Source organism: Selenomonas dianae (assembly GCF_030644225.1).
Taxonomy (GTDB): Bacteria; Bacillota; Negativicutes; order Selenomonadales; family Selenomonadaceae; genus Centipeda; species Centipeda dianae.
On the sequence record NZ_CP128650.1, the window covers coordinates 430,471 to 445,550 of the forward strand.

At 57.1% G+C, this 15,080-nt stretch carries 15 protein-coding genes, 2 tRNA genes and 1 other RNA gene; 15 read left to right on the forward strand and 3 right to left on the reverse strand.

The window, feature by feature from the left end; all coding sequences use genetic code 11:
- Positions 1-24: 24 nt before the first annotated feature.
- Genes QU667_RS02115 through QU667_RS02125 form a run of 3 tightly spaced genes read left to right on the forward strand, consistent with a single transcriptional unit; the run spans position 25 to position 2,372 of the window.
- The gene (locus tag QU667_RS02115) at positions 25-459 is read left to right on the forward strand and encodes an OmpH/Skp family outer membrane protein (protein ID WP_304987698.1); all 435 of its coding nucleotides are present in this window, start codon (positions 25-27) and stop codon (positions 457-459) included.
- A 13-nt stretch (positions 460-472) separates the two neighbouring features.
- Positions 473-1,498 (forward strand): UDP-3-O-(3-hydroxymyristoyl)glucosamine N-acyltransferase, encoded by a 1,026-nt coding sequence (gene lpxD / locus QU667_RS02120; RefSeq protein WP_304987699.1) that lies wholly within the window; start codon positions 473-475, stop codon positions 1,496-1,498.
- Position 1,499: 1 nt separating this feature from the next.
- Positions 1,500-2,372 carry a lysophospholipid acyltransferase family protein gene (locus QU667_RS02125; RefSeq protein ID WP_304987700.1) on the forward strand — a complete coding sequence of 291 codons (873 nt, stop codon included), beginning with the start codon at positions 1,500-1,502 and terminating at the stop codon, positions 2,370-2,372.
- Between the two features lie 80 nt (positions 2,373-2,452).
- On the opposite strand, the gene QU667_RS02130 is transcribed toward QU667_RS02125, so the two are convergent.
- Together QU667_RS02130 and ssrS are read right to left on the reverse strand one after the other, a co-directional pair.
- Entirely contained in the window at positions 2,453-4,951 is a 2,499-nt protein-coding gene (locus QU667_RS02130) for a cell division FtsA domain-containing protein (RefSeq protein ID WP_304987701.1), read from the reverse strand.
- 140 nt (positions 4,952-5,091) lie between these two features.
- Positions 5,092-5,267, reverse strand: a non-coding RNA gene (ssrS, locus tag QU667_RS02135) — 6S RNA.
- Between the two features lie 241 nt (positions 5,268-5,508).
- On the opposite strand from ssrS, the gene dhaL reads away from it, so the two are divergent.
- The 8 genes from dhaL to QU667_RS02175 all read left to right on the forward strand — a co-directional run bounded on the left by dhaL (position 5,509) and on the right by QU667_RS02175 (position 10,137).
- Positions 5,509-6,132: a dihydroxyacetone kinase subunit DhaL gene (gene dhaL, locus QU667_RS02140; protein ID WP_304987702.1), complete on the forward strand. Its 624-nt coding sequence runs from the start codon at positions 5,509-5,511 to the stop codon at positions 6,130-6,132.
- Between the two features lie 75 nt (positions 6,133-6,207).
- A complete protein-coding gene (gene gltX, locus QU667_RS02145; protein WP_304988379.1) occupies positions 6,208-7,632 on the forward strand; it encodes a glutamate--tRNA ligase in 1,425 nt (474 codons plus the stop codon).
- A gap of 72 nt (positions 7,633-7,704) precedes the next feature.
- A tRNA-Glu gene (locus tag QU667_RS02150) sits at positions 7,705-7,779 on the forward strand.
- Between the two features lie 6 nt (positions 7,780-7,785).
- Positions 7,786-7,860 (forward strand) — tRNA-Glu (locus QU667_RS02155).
- A gap of 81 nt (positions 7,861-7,941) precedes the next feature.
- Complete coding sequence (locus QU667_RS02160) at positions 7,942-8,700, forward strand: sulfite exporter TauE/SafE family protein (RefSeq protein ID WP_304988380.1); 759 nt, start codon at positions 7,942-7,944, stop codon at positions 8,698-8,700.
- Positions 8,701-8,737: 37 nt separating this feature from the next.
- Positions 8,738-9,139, forward strand: a complete 402-nt coding sequence (locus QU667_RS02165; RefSeq protein ID WP_304987703.1) for a rhodanese-like domain-containing protein — start codon at positions 8,738-8,740, stop codon at positions 9,137-9,139.
- A gap of 23 nt (positions 9,140-9,162) precedes the next feature.
- Entirely contained in the window at positions 9,163-9,600 is a 438-nt protein-coding gene (locus QU667_RS02170) for a rhodanese-like domain-containing protein (RefSeq protein ID WP_304987704.1), read from the forward strand.
- A 36-nt stretch (positions 9,601-9,636) separates the two neighbouring features.
- On the forward strand, positions 9,637-10,137 hold the full coding sequence (locus QU667_RS02175; RefSeq protein WP_304987705.1) for a hypothetical protein: 501 nt from the start codon (positions 9,637-9,639) through the stop codon (positions 10,135-10,137).
- 106 nt (positions 10,138-10,243) lie between these two features.
- Here the strand turns inward: QU667_RS02175 and QU667_RS02180 are convergent, their stop codons facing one another.
- The gene (locus QU667_RS02180) at positions 10,244-12,394 is read right to left on the reverse strand and encodes a PTS sugar transporter subunit IIABC (protein WP_304987706.1); all 2,151 of its coding nucleotides are present in this window, start codon (positions 12,392-12,394) and stop codon (positions 10,244-10,246) included.
- Positions 12,395-12,731: 337 nt separating this feature from the next.
- Between QU667_RS02180 and QU667_RS02185 the strand changes: the two genes are divergently transcribed.
- The 4 genes from QU667_RS02185 to QU667_RS02200 all read left to right on the forward strand — a co-directional run bounded on the left by QU667_RS02185 (position 12,732) and on the right by QU667_RS02200 (position 15,051).
- Positions 12,732-12,899: a hypothetical protein gene (locus tag QU667_RS02185; RefSeq protein WP_304987707.1), complete on the forward strand. Its 168-nt coding sequence runs from the start codon at positions 12,732-12,734 to the stop codon at positions 12,897-12,899.
- 56 nt (positions 12,900-12,955) lie between these two features.
- Positions 12,956-13,477, forward strand: a complete 522-nt coding sequence (locus tag QU667_RS02190) for a hypothetical protein (protein ID WP_304987708.1) — start codon at positions 12,956-12,958, stop codon at positions 13,475-13,477.
- A 209-nt stretch (positions 13,478-13,686) separates the two neighbouring features.
- A complete protein-coding gene (locus QU667_RS02195; protein WP_304987709.1) occupies positions 13,687-13,893 on the forward strand; it encodes a hypothetical protein in 207 nt (68 codons plus the stop codon).
- 240 nt (positions 13,894-14,133) lie between these two features.
- Positions 14,134-15,051, forward strand: coding sequence for an RpnC/YadD family protein (locus tag QU667_RS02200; RefSeq protein WP_304987710.1), 918 nt, complete (start codon positions 14,134-14,136; stop codon positions 15,049-15,051).
- Positions 15,052-15,080 lie beyond the last annotated feature (29 nt).

The following is a 15,080-nucleotide window of genomic DNA, read 5'->3' on the forward strand; positions in this document are numbered from 1 at the left end:
ACGAATGGAAAGGATTTTATACAGATGAATGTTATCAGTAAGGCAGCTGCGGCATGCCTTCTTATCGTGAGCACGTGTGCTGCCGGCTGCGGTCAGGTACACATCGGTACAATGGATCGTGAGCGCGTACAGCAGGAAGCCCCTCAGATCAAGGCGGTGGTTGCAGAGGCAAATGAAAAGCTCATGGAGGCGCAGAAGGAAGCACAGGCGAAGTTCGAGGCGAATCCGAATATGACCACCGAGGAGGCGCAGCAGCTCCAGATGGAGACGCAGCGCAAGATGGCGGGACTGAATCAGATGTATATGATCCAGTATGAGCAGAAACTGAACGTCGCCGTACAGGACATTGTCAAGGCGAAGGAGCTGGACATCGTGCTGGATGCCGGCACTGCGCAAACACCAACTGTGTTTGCGGGCGGTGTGGACATCACGGACGAAGTGATCGGCAAACTCCAATAGGAGGCATATGCGCATGGAAAAGACAGTCAATGAGATCGCAGTCCTCGTCGGCGGCACAGTCAGCGGCGACGGCACGTATGTGATTCGGAGACTTGCGGCACTGGATGAGGCGGGAGCGGACGCGCTTGCCTTTGCCGTGCCGCCGCACATCGAGGCGGCGCGTGCAGGTGCAACGGCGGGGGCGCTCCTCCTGCCGACGGGGACGGAGGGCTTTGTCTGTCCCGTGATCTACGTTGCCGACCCGAAAGCGGCGTTCGCGAAGCTGCTGACGATCTTTACTCCGCCGATTGAGCACAGCGTCGGAGTGAGTGACCGGGCATACGTTGGAACGGACGTGAAGATCGGGGAGGGCGTGACCATTCTGCCCTTTGCCTATATTGATGATTATGCGGTCATCGGTGCGGGTGCAACGATCTATCCCCATACCTACGTCGGACAGTACAGCGTGATCGGTGCGGATACCGTGCTCTATTCGAGCGCGACGGTGCGCGAGCACTGCCGCATTGGTGCGCGCTGCACCATCCACAGCGGCGCGGTCATCGGGGCGGATGGCTTCGGTTTTACGACGGAGGCGGGTGTGCATACGAAAGTACCGCAGGTTGGCGGTGTCGTCATCGAGGATGATGTGGAGGTCGGCGCACACGTCGGCATCGACCGCGCGACGCTCGGTGCGACGGTGATCGGCAAGGGGACAAAGATCGACAACCTCGTGCATATCGGTCACAACTGCAACATCGGCGCGAATTGTCTCATTGTTGCACAGACGGGCATCTCCGGCTCGACGAAGGTCGGGCACAACGTCACATTCGGCGGGCAGGTCGGTACGGTCGGTCATATCAGCATCGGTGCGAACTCGGTCTATGCCGCACGTTCCGGCATCATCGGGGATATGCCGGAGGGCGTGTTCTGTGCGGGCTTCCCCGTGCAGCCGCATACGGAGTGGCTGCGCGTGCAGGCGGCGATCCGCCGTCTGCCCGAGATGGTGAAAAAAATAAAATCCCTCGAAAAAGAGCTTGAGGGACTGCGTGGGAAGGACTGAGATGTTTTCCTATGCTGCGATGAAGTTCCTCAGCCGTCTGATCTGTCTCCTGCCGCACGGTGCTGCGATGGCGCTCGGCACGGGGCTCGCACGGCTCGCGTGGATCTTTATCCCTGCACGGCGCAAGGCACTCGCACGGGAGCAGGTCATGCGCTGCCTTGGCGTTTCGGATGCAGAGGCGGAGCGCATTGCTCGTGCGAGTAGTCTGCGCTTCGGTCCGATGCTGATGGAGGTGCTGCGCTATCCCGTCATGAAGGAGTACATCGAGGACTACGTCACGCTCACGGGCGCAGTGGAAGAACTGCGTGCAGTTGTCGAGGAAGGGAGCGGGGCAGTTTTTGCTACCTCGCACAGCGGCAACTGGGAACTCATGGGCGGTGCATTCGCCTCGGCGGGCTTTCCTTTGGTGGGCGTGGCGAAGCGGCAGAGCTCGGCGGGGATGGATCGCTTCATCAATGAGTATCGTTCGCTCGTCGGGATACACGTCACCTATCGTTCGGGCGTGCGCGAGATGTTCCGCATGATTGACGAGGGCTGGATCATTGGGCTCATCAGCGATCAGGATCCTGCGCTGCGCGATGGCGTTATTGTTGACTTTTTCGGGCAGCCGACGAATACATTTACGGGGGCGGCGGCGATTGCGCGCCGCTGCGAGGTGCCGATCTTTCCTGTGTTCATCCATCGGGAGGAAAATGGGCATCACGTAATTACCGTCGAGCCACCCCTTACCGTCGATAAGACCGACGACCGTGCGGCGGATGTGCGGCGCGTGACGCAGTGTGTCAGCGACCGCATCGAGGCGTGGGTTCGTCGCTATCCCGAGGAGTGGTTCTGGCTGCATGACCGTTGGAAATCCCTGCGGGAGGAACAGTAGGGAAAACGCGGGTTTTTCTTTGCGCATCCAACAAAAAAAGAGCTTCTGCTGCGGTGGAAGCTCTTTTTTGTTGGGGGAGATCAATCGTAGCGCATGAGGGAGTCAATCGTAACTGTACCGCCGGTCTGCGGTGGCTTTGGTGTCGGCGGCTCGTCTGTTTCCTCCGGAATCGGTTCCGCGCAGCTTGGCGCATCCTGCATGAGTCCTGCGCGTGCGGCAATGCCGGAGAGAATGGCGCTTGCTGCGGGGGTGTCTCCGACGGGAGCGGCGGCAGCGGGAGACGCACTTTCGAGCGGTGTGAACTGCACTTCCAAGGTATCTCCCGTGCGGATGGGACTGGTAAAGTCCGCCTTGACTCCATTGACGAGGATCGTAAAGGTGACGCGGCTTGTTGCGGGCGGTGGTGTGAAGCCGACGGCAAGCAGTGCCTCGCTGACGTTCGCCGTGCCGGTACCCTTCTGGTAGACGATGACAGCACCGTCCTCGACGATGGTATCGGGCGATACCTCATGTCCGTTGATCGTGAGGGCAAAACCGGCGGCGGGGATGTGGTGCTCCGCTCCTTCGTATGTAATGGTCGCATAGGAGGCGGCAGCGGAGAAATTCAGCACGGATGCGACCGTCGGGATCGCAGTCTCCTCGTACTCGATCACGTCGCCCTCGTGCAGCATGGTGGAGAGCGGCGCAGGACCGTCGTTCAGCGTGATCTTCGGCTGGGTGGAGAAACGGCGCGCCTCGCCGTTGAGTGTGTAGGAGATGCGGCGTCCCGTGGGCGGCAGATGCTCTGCGCGCAGCACCTCGCCGAGGGTGCGCTCGCGCCGCGAGATGATAATGTCGCCGTCGCGCAGGACAGGGTCGCCGTTTGGAATATTGTCGTTGACGAGGATGCTTGCCGCGACCGTCTTTTCCTCTCCGTTGAGTGTGACGGTGTAGCTGTCCGCTGTGCCGATGACTTCGCTGAGATGGAGTTTCGGCTGCGTGCCGTTCTCGCCCGCAACGAGCTTGATGCGGCAGTCGTCGTGAATGGGGGAGTCAAGCCCCGCACTCTTACCGTCGATTGTGATCTGTGCGAGTGTTCCCATCGTGCCGGGGAAGCTGCGCCGTTCACCGTTCACGGTAATCATGAGCCCCATGCCGGGGCGACCGTTGTATTTCCTGAGGCTGATGCCGGCCGCGAGCAGGGCGTCGGAGACATTGAGCTCGCGGAAGTTAAAGAGGCTGTACTCGATGTCGTTGATCCAGACGGCGAGGAAGTGCAGCGTGTTGATGGAGGCGATCTTCAGGATGCCGAGCGGTGTGACCGCATCGGGGGCGTGGAGTTCTTCGGGCAGCTCTGCGACCCCGTCCACCTCGTCCGGATGCCGCACGGCGACACGCGCCTCGGGAATGCCAAGTGCACCCGCCACCAGCTCCGGCATCATGGGCGTGAGTGCGCCGCCGCCGACCAGCATAACCGCCTGCGGCGGCTCGCCGTTCAGATCCAAAATCTGCTTTGCAATCGCCGTTGCAAGGTGCTCGACCCCCGGCTTGATTGCGGTGAGAACCTGATCGGCGGTGAGTGCGAGCTTCATGCCGAGGATGTCCGTGAACGAGACATCTTGTCCGTCCGCCGCCTTGCGCTTGATGTCCTCGGCGATGTTGAAGTCGAGCAGGTACTCGCGCGAGATCGCCTCCGTGATCTCATCGCCCGCCATCGGCACCATGCCGTAGGCGATGACAGAGCCGCCGCGCGTGATGGCGACGTCGGACGTGCCCGCGCCGATGTCCACGAGGACGAGATTCAGATGGCGCATCGTCGGCGGGATGAGGACATTGATGCCCGCAATCGGTTCGAGGGTGAGCGCGCGCATCTCAAGATGCGTCTCCCGCAGTGCCGACTGCATGGAGTCGACGACCTGACGGGGGAGGAAGGTCGCGATGACCGTCGCCTTTGCGTGTCTGCCGCGCTGCCCCGTGAGGGTCTTGAGCTCGTTGCCGTCGAGCTCGTAGCGGATCGTGCTGTAGCCGACGCAGTAGTAGCGCGTCGGATCATCGACCGTATGCGAGTGCGCGAGCTTCCGCTGTGCCGCCTGTACACCGGCAAAGTCGAGATCGCGCTGCTGTGCGGGCGAGATCGTGCCCGTGATCTCCTGCTCTGCCTCCGCCGTCATTGTGTAGAGCGCGCGTCCTGCCGCAGCCACGGCGGCACTGCTGAGTGTGCCCGTACGCTCGGTGAGGCGGCGTTTGACCTCGCGGATGATCGCAGCGACCTGCGGCACATCGTGAATCTGTCCGTCAAGCATCGCGCGTGTCTTGTGCTCCATGCGTTCCGTGGCGAGGATGTGGAGCAGCCCGTCCCGCTGCTCGGCGACGATGCCGATGACGCTGCGCGTGCCGATGTCGAGCGCAAAGACCAACTCAGTAGGCCGCTGGCGGCGCGGTGTGACCTGCGCGGCGGCGGTTTCCCCCTTCTTCGGTCGGCCGCGCTTCTTGGCGACGGTGTCCTCCGTATCTTCCTGTATGCGTTTTTTCGGACGACCGCGCCGCTTTGCCGGCGTGCTCCCGTTCATCTCTTCCTTTGTCTTATCCGGATCCGTCATGTCGATCTCTCCTGATCCTGTGTGAGTTCATGTATAACATTATATGTATTCGGTTCTTTTCAAAAAAATCCTGCCGCACTGCGCATACAAAAAGGTCAGAACAGAGCCGCCGCAGGGGCAGTTCCACTCTGACCGCAAGAGAGGGGTCTGAAATGCCGTATGACTTATATGTCTATACCTGCGTAAAGCAGGTGGGTACCCTAAGTCCGACTACCGCGTCCTCCGAAGGAGTATCGCATTCACCGGAATCAATTCGGATTCCCTAAATAATCTGTAGGTTAGACATTGCTAAGGCATACGCACACCTAAGGCTCACCTTCTTGTGCATTATGATAGCATAAAAAAAAGTGAGCCGCAAGACTTGACAAACACGGGAATTGCAATTTGTACCAACAATTTGAAATCTGTCTTTTCGAAAACCTGCTTGAAATGTGTGAATGCTCTTTTCCTATCGAAAATCCCGTGCTATAATAATATATGTGAGAATATGGAAAACTCTAAGGAATCGCTGAATTGATCGGTTCTTCCTTCATTTCGGGAAAGATGGGGCGATGGAGATGGCAAATGTAAGGGATGCGGTGAATGCAGTCATCACCGCGATTATGGCACAGAAGGATTATTTGACGGCGGTGGACGCGAGGACCGGAGACGGGGATCACGGTCTGAATATGGCGCGCGGCTTTACGGCGGCGGAGGAGCGTCTGGCGGATCTGCCGCCCGATGCGCCGGTCAAGGATGTGCTCTACCACATCGGACGCGCGTTCATCGAGAACGTCGGCGGCGCGGCGGGACCACTCTACGGGATCGCCTTCGTGCGTGCGAGTGAGGCGGTGAACGATCAGACGCGGCTGGACGTGCATAGCTTCGAGAAGCTCTTTACGGCAGGAATTGCGGCGATCCAACGGCGCGGACGCGCCGAGCGCGGAGACAAAACCATGCTCGATACGCTCATTCCGATCCGCGATGCGTTCCGCGCGGAGAATGCGGACGGCAAGAGTCTGCGCGAGTGCCTTGAGGATGCGCTGAACGAGGGGCGCGCGGGCGCAGAGTACACAAAGACCATCGCGGCACGCCGCGGACGTGCGGCACTCGTGGGACCGCGCAGCATCGGCATCGAGGATCCCGGTGCGATGAGTTCGCTCATCATGTTCCGTGCTCTGTGCAGCTATCTGCGCGGCTGATTTTTGGATAATGGAGGAAATACGTTGACAAATACGGAGATTCGCACCCGTTTTGCACCGAGCCCGACGGGCTATATGCACATCGGTAATCTGCGCACGGCACTCTATGCGTATCTCTTTGCGCGTGCAAACGACGGGACATTTATCCTGCGCATTGAGGATACGGATCGGAACCGCTACGTTGCGGATGCCGTGGACTTCATCCGCCGCACCCTTGACGCGGCAAAGATCGTGCCTGACGAGGGCCCCGATGGGATCGGCGGCGACTACGGTCCCTACGTTCAGAGCGAGCGCATGGCGATCTACAAGGAATACGCCGAGCGGCTCGTCGCGAGCGGACACGCCTACCGCTGCTTCTGCAATCATACGGAAGAGGCGGAGCCTGCGGACGGTGAGAAGTCGTTCGGCGGCTATCTGCGTACCTGCCGCGACCTCAGCCCCGCCGAGGTGGAGGAACGTCTCACGCGTGGTGAGGAATACGTCATTCGTCAAAAGATGCCGCTCGTCGGCGAGACGACATTCTACGATGTGCTCCACGGAAATGTCACGATTCCGAATACGGAGCTCGAAGATCAGGTGCTCTTAAAGCGTGACGGGATGCCGACGTATAATTTCGCGAATGTCATCGACGATCACCTCATGAGGGTGTCGCACATCATCCGCGGTACGGAGTTCATCACATCGACGCCGAAGCACGTTCTCCTCTATGAGGCGTTCGGGTGGGAACCGCCTGTATTCGTCCATCTCGCACCCGTCATGGGACGCGACGACGCGACGGGCCGGACGAGCAAGCTCTCAAAGCGTCACGGTGCAACGAGTTTTGCCGATCTCGTGGCGATGGGCTATCCTGCCGAGGCGATTGTGAACTACGTCGCACTCCTCGGGTGGAGTCCGAAGACGACGAATCAGGAAGTCTTTTCGATGGACGAACTGATCGAGGCGTTCTCGCTCGAAGGACTGTCGAAATCGCCCGCCGTCTTTGACTACGACAAGCTCGGCTGGATGAGCGGGGAGTATTTCAAGGCGATGACGGATGAGGCGTTCGCCGAGGCGGCGCGTCCGTTCGCGGGAGAACTCCCCGCGCGGCTGGCGGAGCAGTGGGCGGCGATTGCACGCCTCCTGCGTACGCGCGTGACAAAGCTCTCCGACGTGCGCCCCTCCATCGCATTCCTCATTGAGACACCGCCCTTTGATGCGGCACTCTACGAGAACAAGCGCAACAAGGTGACACCCGATACGGCAAAGGAGCTCCTGCCCGCGCTCATCGACATTCTCGCGGCACTGCCCGCCGAGCACTGGGAGAACGATCTCCTCTATGCCCTGCTTGAAGAGTGCATCGAGCGTGAGGGGTGGAAGAAAGGGACGGTCATGTGGGTGCTGCGCATCGCGGCGGCAGGACAGTCGGTGACCCCCGGTGGGGCGACGGAACTGCTTGCCATCCTCGGCAGGGAGGCGGGGCTTGCACGCCTGCGTGCGGCACTTTCGCATCTTTCGGCATGACAGTGAAGTTTGCGAAAAAAATGCTTGTGTTTTTTGTAAAACTATGATATAGTACCTCCTGTTAACATATGTGGCGCCTTCGTCAAGTGGTTAAGACACCGCCCTCTCACGGCGGGTTCATGGGTTCGAATCCCATAGGCGTCACCAATTCTCGGCGCCTTCGTCAAGTGGTTAAGACACCGCCCTCTCACGGCGGGTTCATGGGTTCGAATCCCATAGGCGTCACCATCGCAATAGATAGGAGCTGCTATGCAGCTCCTTTTATATTATGGCGATGCGGGCTTTCCTGCATCGCCGGAGGAGAAAGCCATGCTCTTTTTGTCCATGCTCCTCATGGGTGGGATCATCGGCTTCGTTGGGGCGGGCGGCAGCGGTGTTATCATCACACTGCTCGTGGTAGGGTTCGGTGTTCCCATCCATCAGGCTCTTGCCGTCGCGCTCGGCTCGATGGCGTTCACCACGCTCTCGGGCGCGATCAGTCACTATCGGGAGCGCGAGGTTGTGCCGCTGACGGGCGCTGTCCTCGGTACAGGGGGGCTCGTCGGCGCACTGATCGGCGCGGTTCTGTCGAACCACATGGAGGCGCCCGATCTCAGCCTTTTTACGGGGCTTATGCTGCTCTCCAGTGCCTTTCTTCTCTATCTGCGCATCTATCAGGCGCAGTGGCTGGCGCGTCAGATCCCTGTGCGCGAGACCCTGCTGACGGGGCGCCGGCTCTATCTCTGCGGACTGCCCGTCGGCTTCCTCTGCGGCGTGCTCTCCGGTGCGTTCGGCATCGGCTCGGCGGCGTACATTCAGATCGCGCTCATGGTGATCTTTGGCGTTCCTCTTTTACAGGCGATCGGCACGACGATGATGATTATTGTACCGATCTCCGTCAGCGGCGGCATCGGCTATATTCTCTACGGACAGCTTGAGCCTTGGCTCTTCATCCAAACGCTCCTCGCGCTCTCGCTCGGCTCGTACGTCGGGGCGAAGCTGACCCATCTCGCGCCGCTGCCCGTCCTGCGCTTTTGGATCGTCGCATTGCCGACGGTGGGCGGGATGATTATGGTATTCTTTCGATAGATTGCCGCACTGCGGCATCGCTTTTGGGAGGAAATCTATGGGAAAGATTTTGGCAGGTCTTCTGTTGGTCGTGATGACCTTCTCCGCTGTCGGCTGCGGCGAGATGGAGGAAGATCATAAGGAACAGGCGAAATATCGCCGCATTACCGCCGACGAGGCTCAGGTGATGATGGCAAAGACAGAGAACTATCTGATTCTCGATGTGCGCACGCCCGAGGAATTCGCCGAGGGGCATATCCCGCACGCGATCAATATCCCGATGGATCAGTTTGGAGAAGATCCGCCGCGGCAGCTGCCCGATCGCAGTCAGACGATTTTCGTTTACTGCGTCAAGGGGATCCGCAGTATGAATGTCGCCAATCGGCTTGCGCATATGGGGTACAGAAACATTGTCGAGATGGGCGGTATTCAGGATTGGCATGGCGAGATTGAAAAATAATTTTTTTGATTGTGAGGTTTTGTATGAGTAAATTTGTTATGGCGCTTTGTCTGAGTGTGTGGTCACTGGGGATCTGCGGATGCGGCAGTGCGCAACAGGCAGACGCTCCGAAGTCCGTCGCTGCGTCCGATGCAAAGGCGCAGGGGACGGCATTTCAGCGTGTCGGCTCCGATGAGGCGGCGAAGATGATGGCGGCAGAGTCCGGGTATCTGATCGTCGATGTGCGGACGGCGAAGGAATATGCTGACGGGCATATTCCGAATGCCATCAATGTCCCGAACGAATCCATCGGGGGAGCACCGCCCAAGGAACTGCCCGACAAGGCACAGAGGATCTTTGTCTACTGCCGCAGCGGCGCACGCAGTCAGCAGGCATCGGAGAAGCTCGCGGGTCTTGGCTATACGAACATCGTCGAGATGGGCGGCATCAAGGACTGGCACGGCGAGATTGTAAAAGAATAGGGGAGCAGTGCTTCCTTCTGCATGGAGGTTGTTCCGATGAAACGAATCCTATTTCTATGTGTTGCCATTTTTCTGCTCTGTCAGACGGCGGCACTCGCCCACACGATGACCCGCGATGAGATGTATGTCGGCGGCGTCGGGCGCGGCTGCTCGCTCGGCTATGTCGCGAGCGTCTATGGTGAGCCGGCAGATAAGAAGGAGTTTAGGGGCGATGGCATCCGCTCAGTAACCTACATCTATTCGCCGACCTTCTCCATCACAGCGGTCGGAGGGGCGCAGGATGTTCAACCCGAGAGTGATCTGCGCGTCAACGGCTTTTCCTGCAAGGACGCATATCTTAAGACACCGAGCGGACTTGCCGTCCGTATGCCGTATTCTGCGGTAGTTGCGAAATTCGGCGAGGCGACGATGACGAAGGTCGATCAGGATGGACGCAAGATGTATATTTACGACGTGTATCACGGCATTCAAGAAATGGTGTTCTACGTCGATGCAAACGAGGTCATCACGGAGATCCGTGCCGGGACGGAAATTTGATCGGCATAAAACAGTTCGCTGCATACAAAAAGAACGCCGCTTCCCAAATCATCGGGAGCGGCGTTCTTTTTGTATGGGAATTGCTGCGGGAGTTGTGATCTGTACGTTATACCGTCGCGACCGAATCGAGTGCCTTGACCTCGCCCGTAGCGGTCATCTCAACGCTCGTGCCTTCGGGTAGACCCGTGAAGATTACAAGACAGGCATCGGATTTCGCATTCTTCCGAATGTAGTCGATGTCGAACTCCATGAGCTTGTCGCCCTTCTTCACCTGCTGTCCCGATTCGACAAAGACATTGAAGCCCTGTCCGCCGAGCGCGACCGTATCCACACCGATGTGGAGCAGATACTCCATGCCGTCTGCGCTCTTCATGCCGATGGCGTGCTTCGTGTCAAAGACAAAGACCACCTCGCCGTCGGCGGGCGCGACGACCTCGCCTTTGCTCGGGTAGATGAAGAAGCCGTCGCCCATCATCTTGCTTGCGAACGCCTCGTCGGGTGCCTCCGTGATCGGGTGTACCGTGCCTGTGACGGGGCTGCAGAGTGTGCGCCGCGCACCTGTGGAGGCTGCGGCTGCCGGTGTTTCCGCAGCGGTGGGACGTTCCTCGACGGGGGCTGCGGCAGGTGCATTGTCCTCCGGCTCAACCTCGGGTGCGGTCTCAAGATAGGTCTCAAGGTTCGACTTGATGACGGCGACCTGCGGACCGTAGATGACCTGTACGCCTGTGCCCTTGACGATGACGCCGACCGCGCCCGTCGCCTTGAGCAGCTTTTCATTTACCAGCGAGGAGTCTGCGACCGAGCAGCGCAGACGCGTTGCGCAGCAGTCAACGGACGTGATGTTACGCTTGCTGCCGAGTCCGCGTGCAATCGCTGCGCTCTTTGCATCACCCGACGCGCCGCCTGCGCCCTCGCGTGCCTTGTAGTCCGCCTTTGTATAGAGTTTCGTTTCCTCGTCGTCGTCCTCACGGCCAGGCGTCTTGAAGCCAAAGTGCTGAATCATCCAGCGGAAGATGAAGTAGTAGAGGAAGAAGTAGATCACGCCGACCGGGATGACGTACATCCAGTTCGTCTTTGCCTCGCCCTGCAAAATACCGAAGATGAAGAAGTCGAGGAGACCGCCGGAGAACGTAAGACCCACGGCGATGTTCAGCATGTGTGCAATCATGTACGCCGCGCCTGCGAGTGCGACCTGCACCGCGAAGAGCGCGGGAGCCACGAAGAGGAACGAGAACTCGATCGGCTCCGTGATACCCGTGAGCATACAGGTGAGCGCCGCCGAGAGGAGAAGTCCCCCCGCGACCTTCTTCTTCTCGGGACGCGCACAGTGGTACATAGCGAGTGCCGCGCCCGGCAGACCGAAGATCATGAAGATGAACTCACCCGAGAAGTAGCGCGTCGCGTCTGCACTGAAATGTGCGACGTTCGGCGAGGCGAGCTGTGCGAAGAAGATGTTCTGACCGCCCTGGATGAGCTGACCGTCGATCATCATCGATCCGCCGACGCCCGTCTGCCAGAACGGCAGGTAGAAAACGTGGTGCAGACCGAAGGGGATGAGCGCGCGCTTGATGATACCGAAGATCAGCGTGCCGATGTAGCCCGTACCTGTGACGAGGCTGCCAAGGGCGAAAATCCCCTGCTGTGCGAGCGGCCAGAGGAAGTACATCGCAATCCCGACAAAGAGGAACACAATCGTCGAGATGATCGGAACGAAGCGCGAACCGCCGAAGAAGGAGAGTGCATTCGGCAGGACGATCTTGTGATACTTGTTGTGCAGCCATGCGACACCGATGCCGACGATGATGCCGCCGAACACGCCCATCTGGAACGACATAATGCCGCAGGAAGCGGCAATCGTCCCTTCAAGAACTGTCGGAGCGACAGAGCCGTCCGGCAGGATCTGCCCGCCGAGTTTCAGCATCGCATTACACGCTGTGTGCATGACGAAGAACGCGATCATCGCCGAGAGCGCCGCGACCTCCTTCTCCGCCTTTGCCATGCCAATGGCGACACCGACCGCGAAGATGATCGGCAGATTGCCGAAGATTGTGCTGCCTGCACTCGCCATGATCGTGAGCAGTGCATTCAGTGCCGTGCCCGCACCGAGGATGCCGCCGAGACCGTATGTCTCAATCGTCGTCGGGTTCGTGAACGACGCACCGATGCCGAGCAGAATGCCCGCGATCGGCAGAATCGCCACGGGCAGCATGAAGCTGCGCCCGACGCGTTGGAGCACACTAAAGATCTCATCTTTCATAACATTACCCCTTTCTCCCTCCGCTTTCATCTCCCTGTACACCTCTCCTTTGGGCAATATATGGGAAAAACATCCAAAAGATTATAAAACCGATGTTGATGTTTCGCTGATGAACTGCGGAATCTATAAAATCATACGTGGTAATTATACCGTAGATGGAGCGGGCGTGTAAAGAGATGATTTTGAGAAGAAGGATAACGGTGGAAAGATGACTGTAATTCTTTGCGGATTTTCCTGAAAAATTTTTAATTTGGGCAGGAAAATCCGCGGGGGGGGGAATAATATACTCATAAAAGATCATCAAGAATAGTTGATGATAAGAAAGGAGGCATCCTTTATGGCTACATTTCGCGTATTATGGGATGAACTTTCGCCGAATGCTAAGTATCCAAATCGAAAGGGGACGACGGTGCAAGCGTCTTCGATGGCGGAGGCGAAATCAAAAGTGAAACAGAGAGTTTCTAGAAATGTGAAGATCAGTAATATGACAGCGGTAAAGCTGTAAGCTAAGATCTTCTTGTATGCTGTGCAGGATCTGTATAATTAAAGGGAGCGATTCAAATGTCGATGTTGCCGGTGAGCAAAGTTCAGGATGCGGCGATGGGCAAGGCTGTGGATATGGTGGCGGGGGAGATTGAAAAGGGGACGCGTGAACGGGATGAACTTCTGTCTGTTTACAACGAATCTGTCAAAGGGAAAATTTCATCCATTGTCAACCAACATAAACTTATCGGTGCGGCTGTGGGGCCTCTACCGACGCATGGCGTGTTGACGACCATCAATATGATTGTTCTCTATCGTCGCTTGGGCGGTGCCGTTGATATTAAGGTGATGCAGGAGTTGGACGCACTGATAGGCAGGGCGGTTTCTGCATCCCGGTGGTCATTTATCAAATTGGGGACATCCTTGTTTCTGATCAAGCAGGTGGTCAGCATTCTGGATGAATTAGTTGTTTCTGCACCGATCGGTATAGTGGCAGGTCTCATATGCGGGTATAAATTCACACATTGGGCGGGCTTGAATTTTGCTAAGAACATCAGTAATATGGTCGATGAAGCAATATTGAAGCACGAAACGAAGTAGAAACGCCGAGAACATCTTATTGACGTCTGTATCACAAATGCAGGAGTTGAAAACAAATGCTCAAGGGTGTGATTGATTTTTTCATTATGGTGGAAAGATGGGGATGGGAAGATGCTGTTCTCACACTGATTGGTCTCTTTGTGCTCATTTGGGTGGGAGAGAAAATATACGCTTTATGGAAGCGTTAAAGGTGCACGGGAGGGGCGGTTATGGAACTCGTCAATATCAGCGGGAAATCGTTCCGTAAATGTGGGTTCTGCAAGCATTGGTATGACCCGACGAATGCGGCGATCCGTCCGCGTGCGCCACGCATTGGACAGTGGGAGTATGAGCCGCAGATGAAGAACCGTTGCCTCCTCACGAATGCGGAGCTGCCCGCCTTTCACTTCTGCGGGAAATACGAATGCAAGATTTAAGGAAACGCTGATAAATTCAGCCACGCCGTCTTGACGTATTTTTTTGCCCGCACTGCGCCCTCGATCCTCCACATAGCCCTTGCTATGTGTCCGGTTTGTCTCCTTGTTCGGACGAAAAAATCTACGCCAATCTGACGGACTTCATTTTATCAGCGATTCCTTAATGAATGATCTGCTGCGGGAAATTTTTTCCTGCGGCAGATTTTTTGTGGAAATGTTTCTTTTGGTCTGTCTGTAAAGATGTGGTATAATAACGAAAAACGATCTATTGAGGCAGGTGATCCGATGCGTACGGCAGGAGGTCGGCAGTATCAGGACTCGGTGTTCCGTATGTATTTCAACAACGAGGAGCGGTTGAGGGAGCTTGCGGGTGCGCTGCATGGATGCGTGTATGCGCCGGAGGAGCGGATCGAGATTGTAACGCTCGAAGGCACGTTCCTGTCACAGATCAAAAATGATGTTTCGTTCGTGTTGGCGGATCGCTATCTTGTGTTTTTGGAGCATCAGAGTACGCCGAATGGAAATATGCCGCTGCGCTGCTTGTATTATGTCTGCGAGCAGTTTCGGAAGGACATTGCGCCCAAGGAACTCTATGCAAAAAAGAAAATTCGGCTGCCAGTGCCGGAGTTTCACGTGTTTTATACGGGGGAGGACAATGAGCCCGAAGCGTATGAGATGAAACTCTCGGATGCATATGTCGCGGCGGGGGATGCCGTCAACTTGGAGCTTGTGGTTCGTTTTCACAATGTTTCCTATGATAAGGCAAAGGTGCTCCTACATCAAAGCCATGCCCTTCATGACTATGCCTTCTTGGTATGGTGTGTGAAGGAAAATATGCGACAGGGAATGGCACGGGAAAGTGCAATTCGTGAAGCAATTCGATACTGCATAGCACATGATGTGATGAAAGATTTTTTGGAAGCACATGAACGCGAGGTGATGAACATGGTCGGGTTTGAGTGGAATGAGAAGCTGTTTCGCGAAGCCGTATTTGAGGACGGTCTTGAACAAGGACTTGAGCAGGGACTTGAGCAGGGGCGTATCTCTGCTGTCCTCAATATGCTGAAGGAAAAACTTCCGCTCGACATGATCGCACGTGTGTCGGAGATGTCGGTCGAAAAAATTCGGGAGATCGGCAGAATGCACAGCTTGCTATAGTTATCTTTCGTATGCTATAATATTCTTAT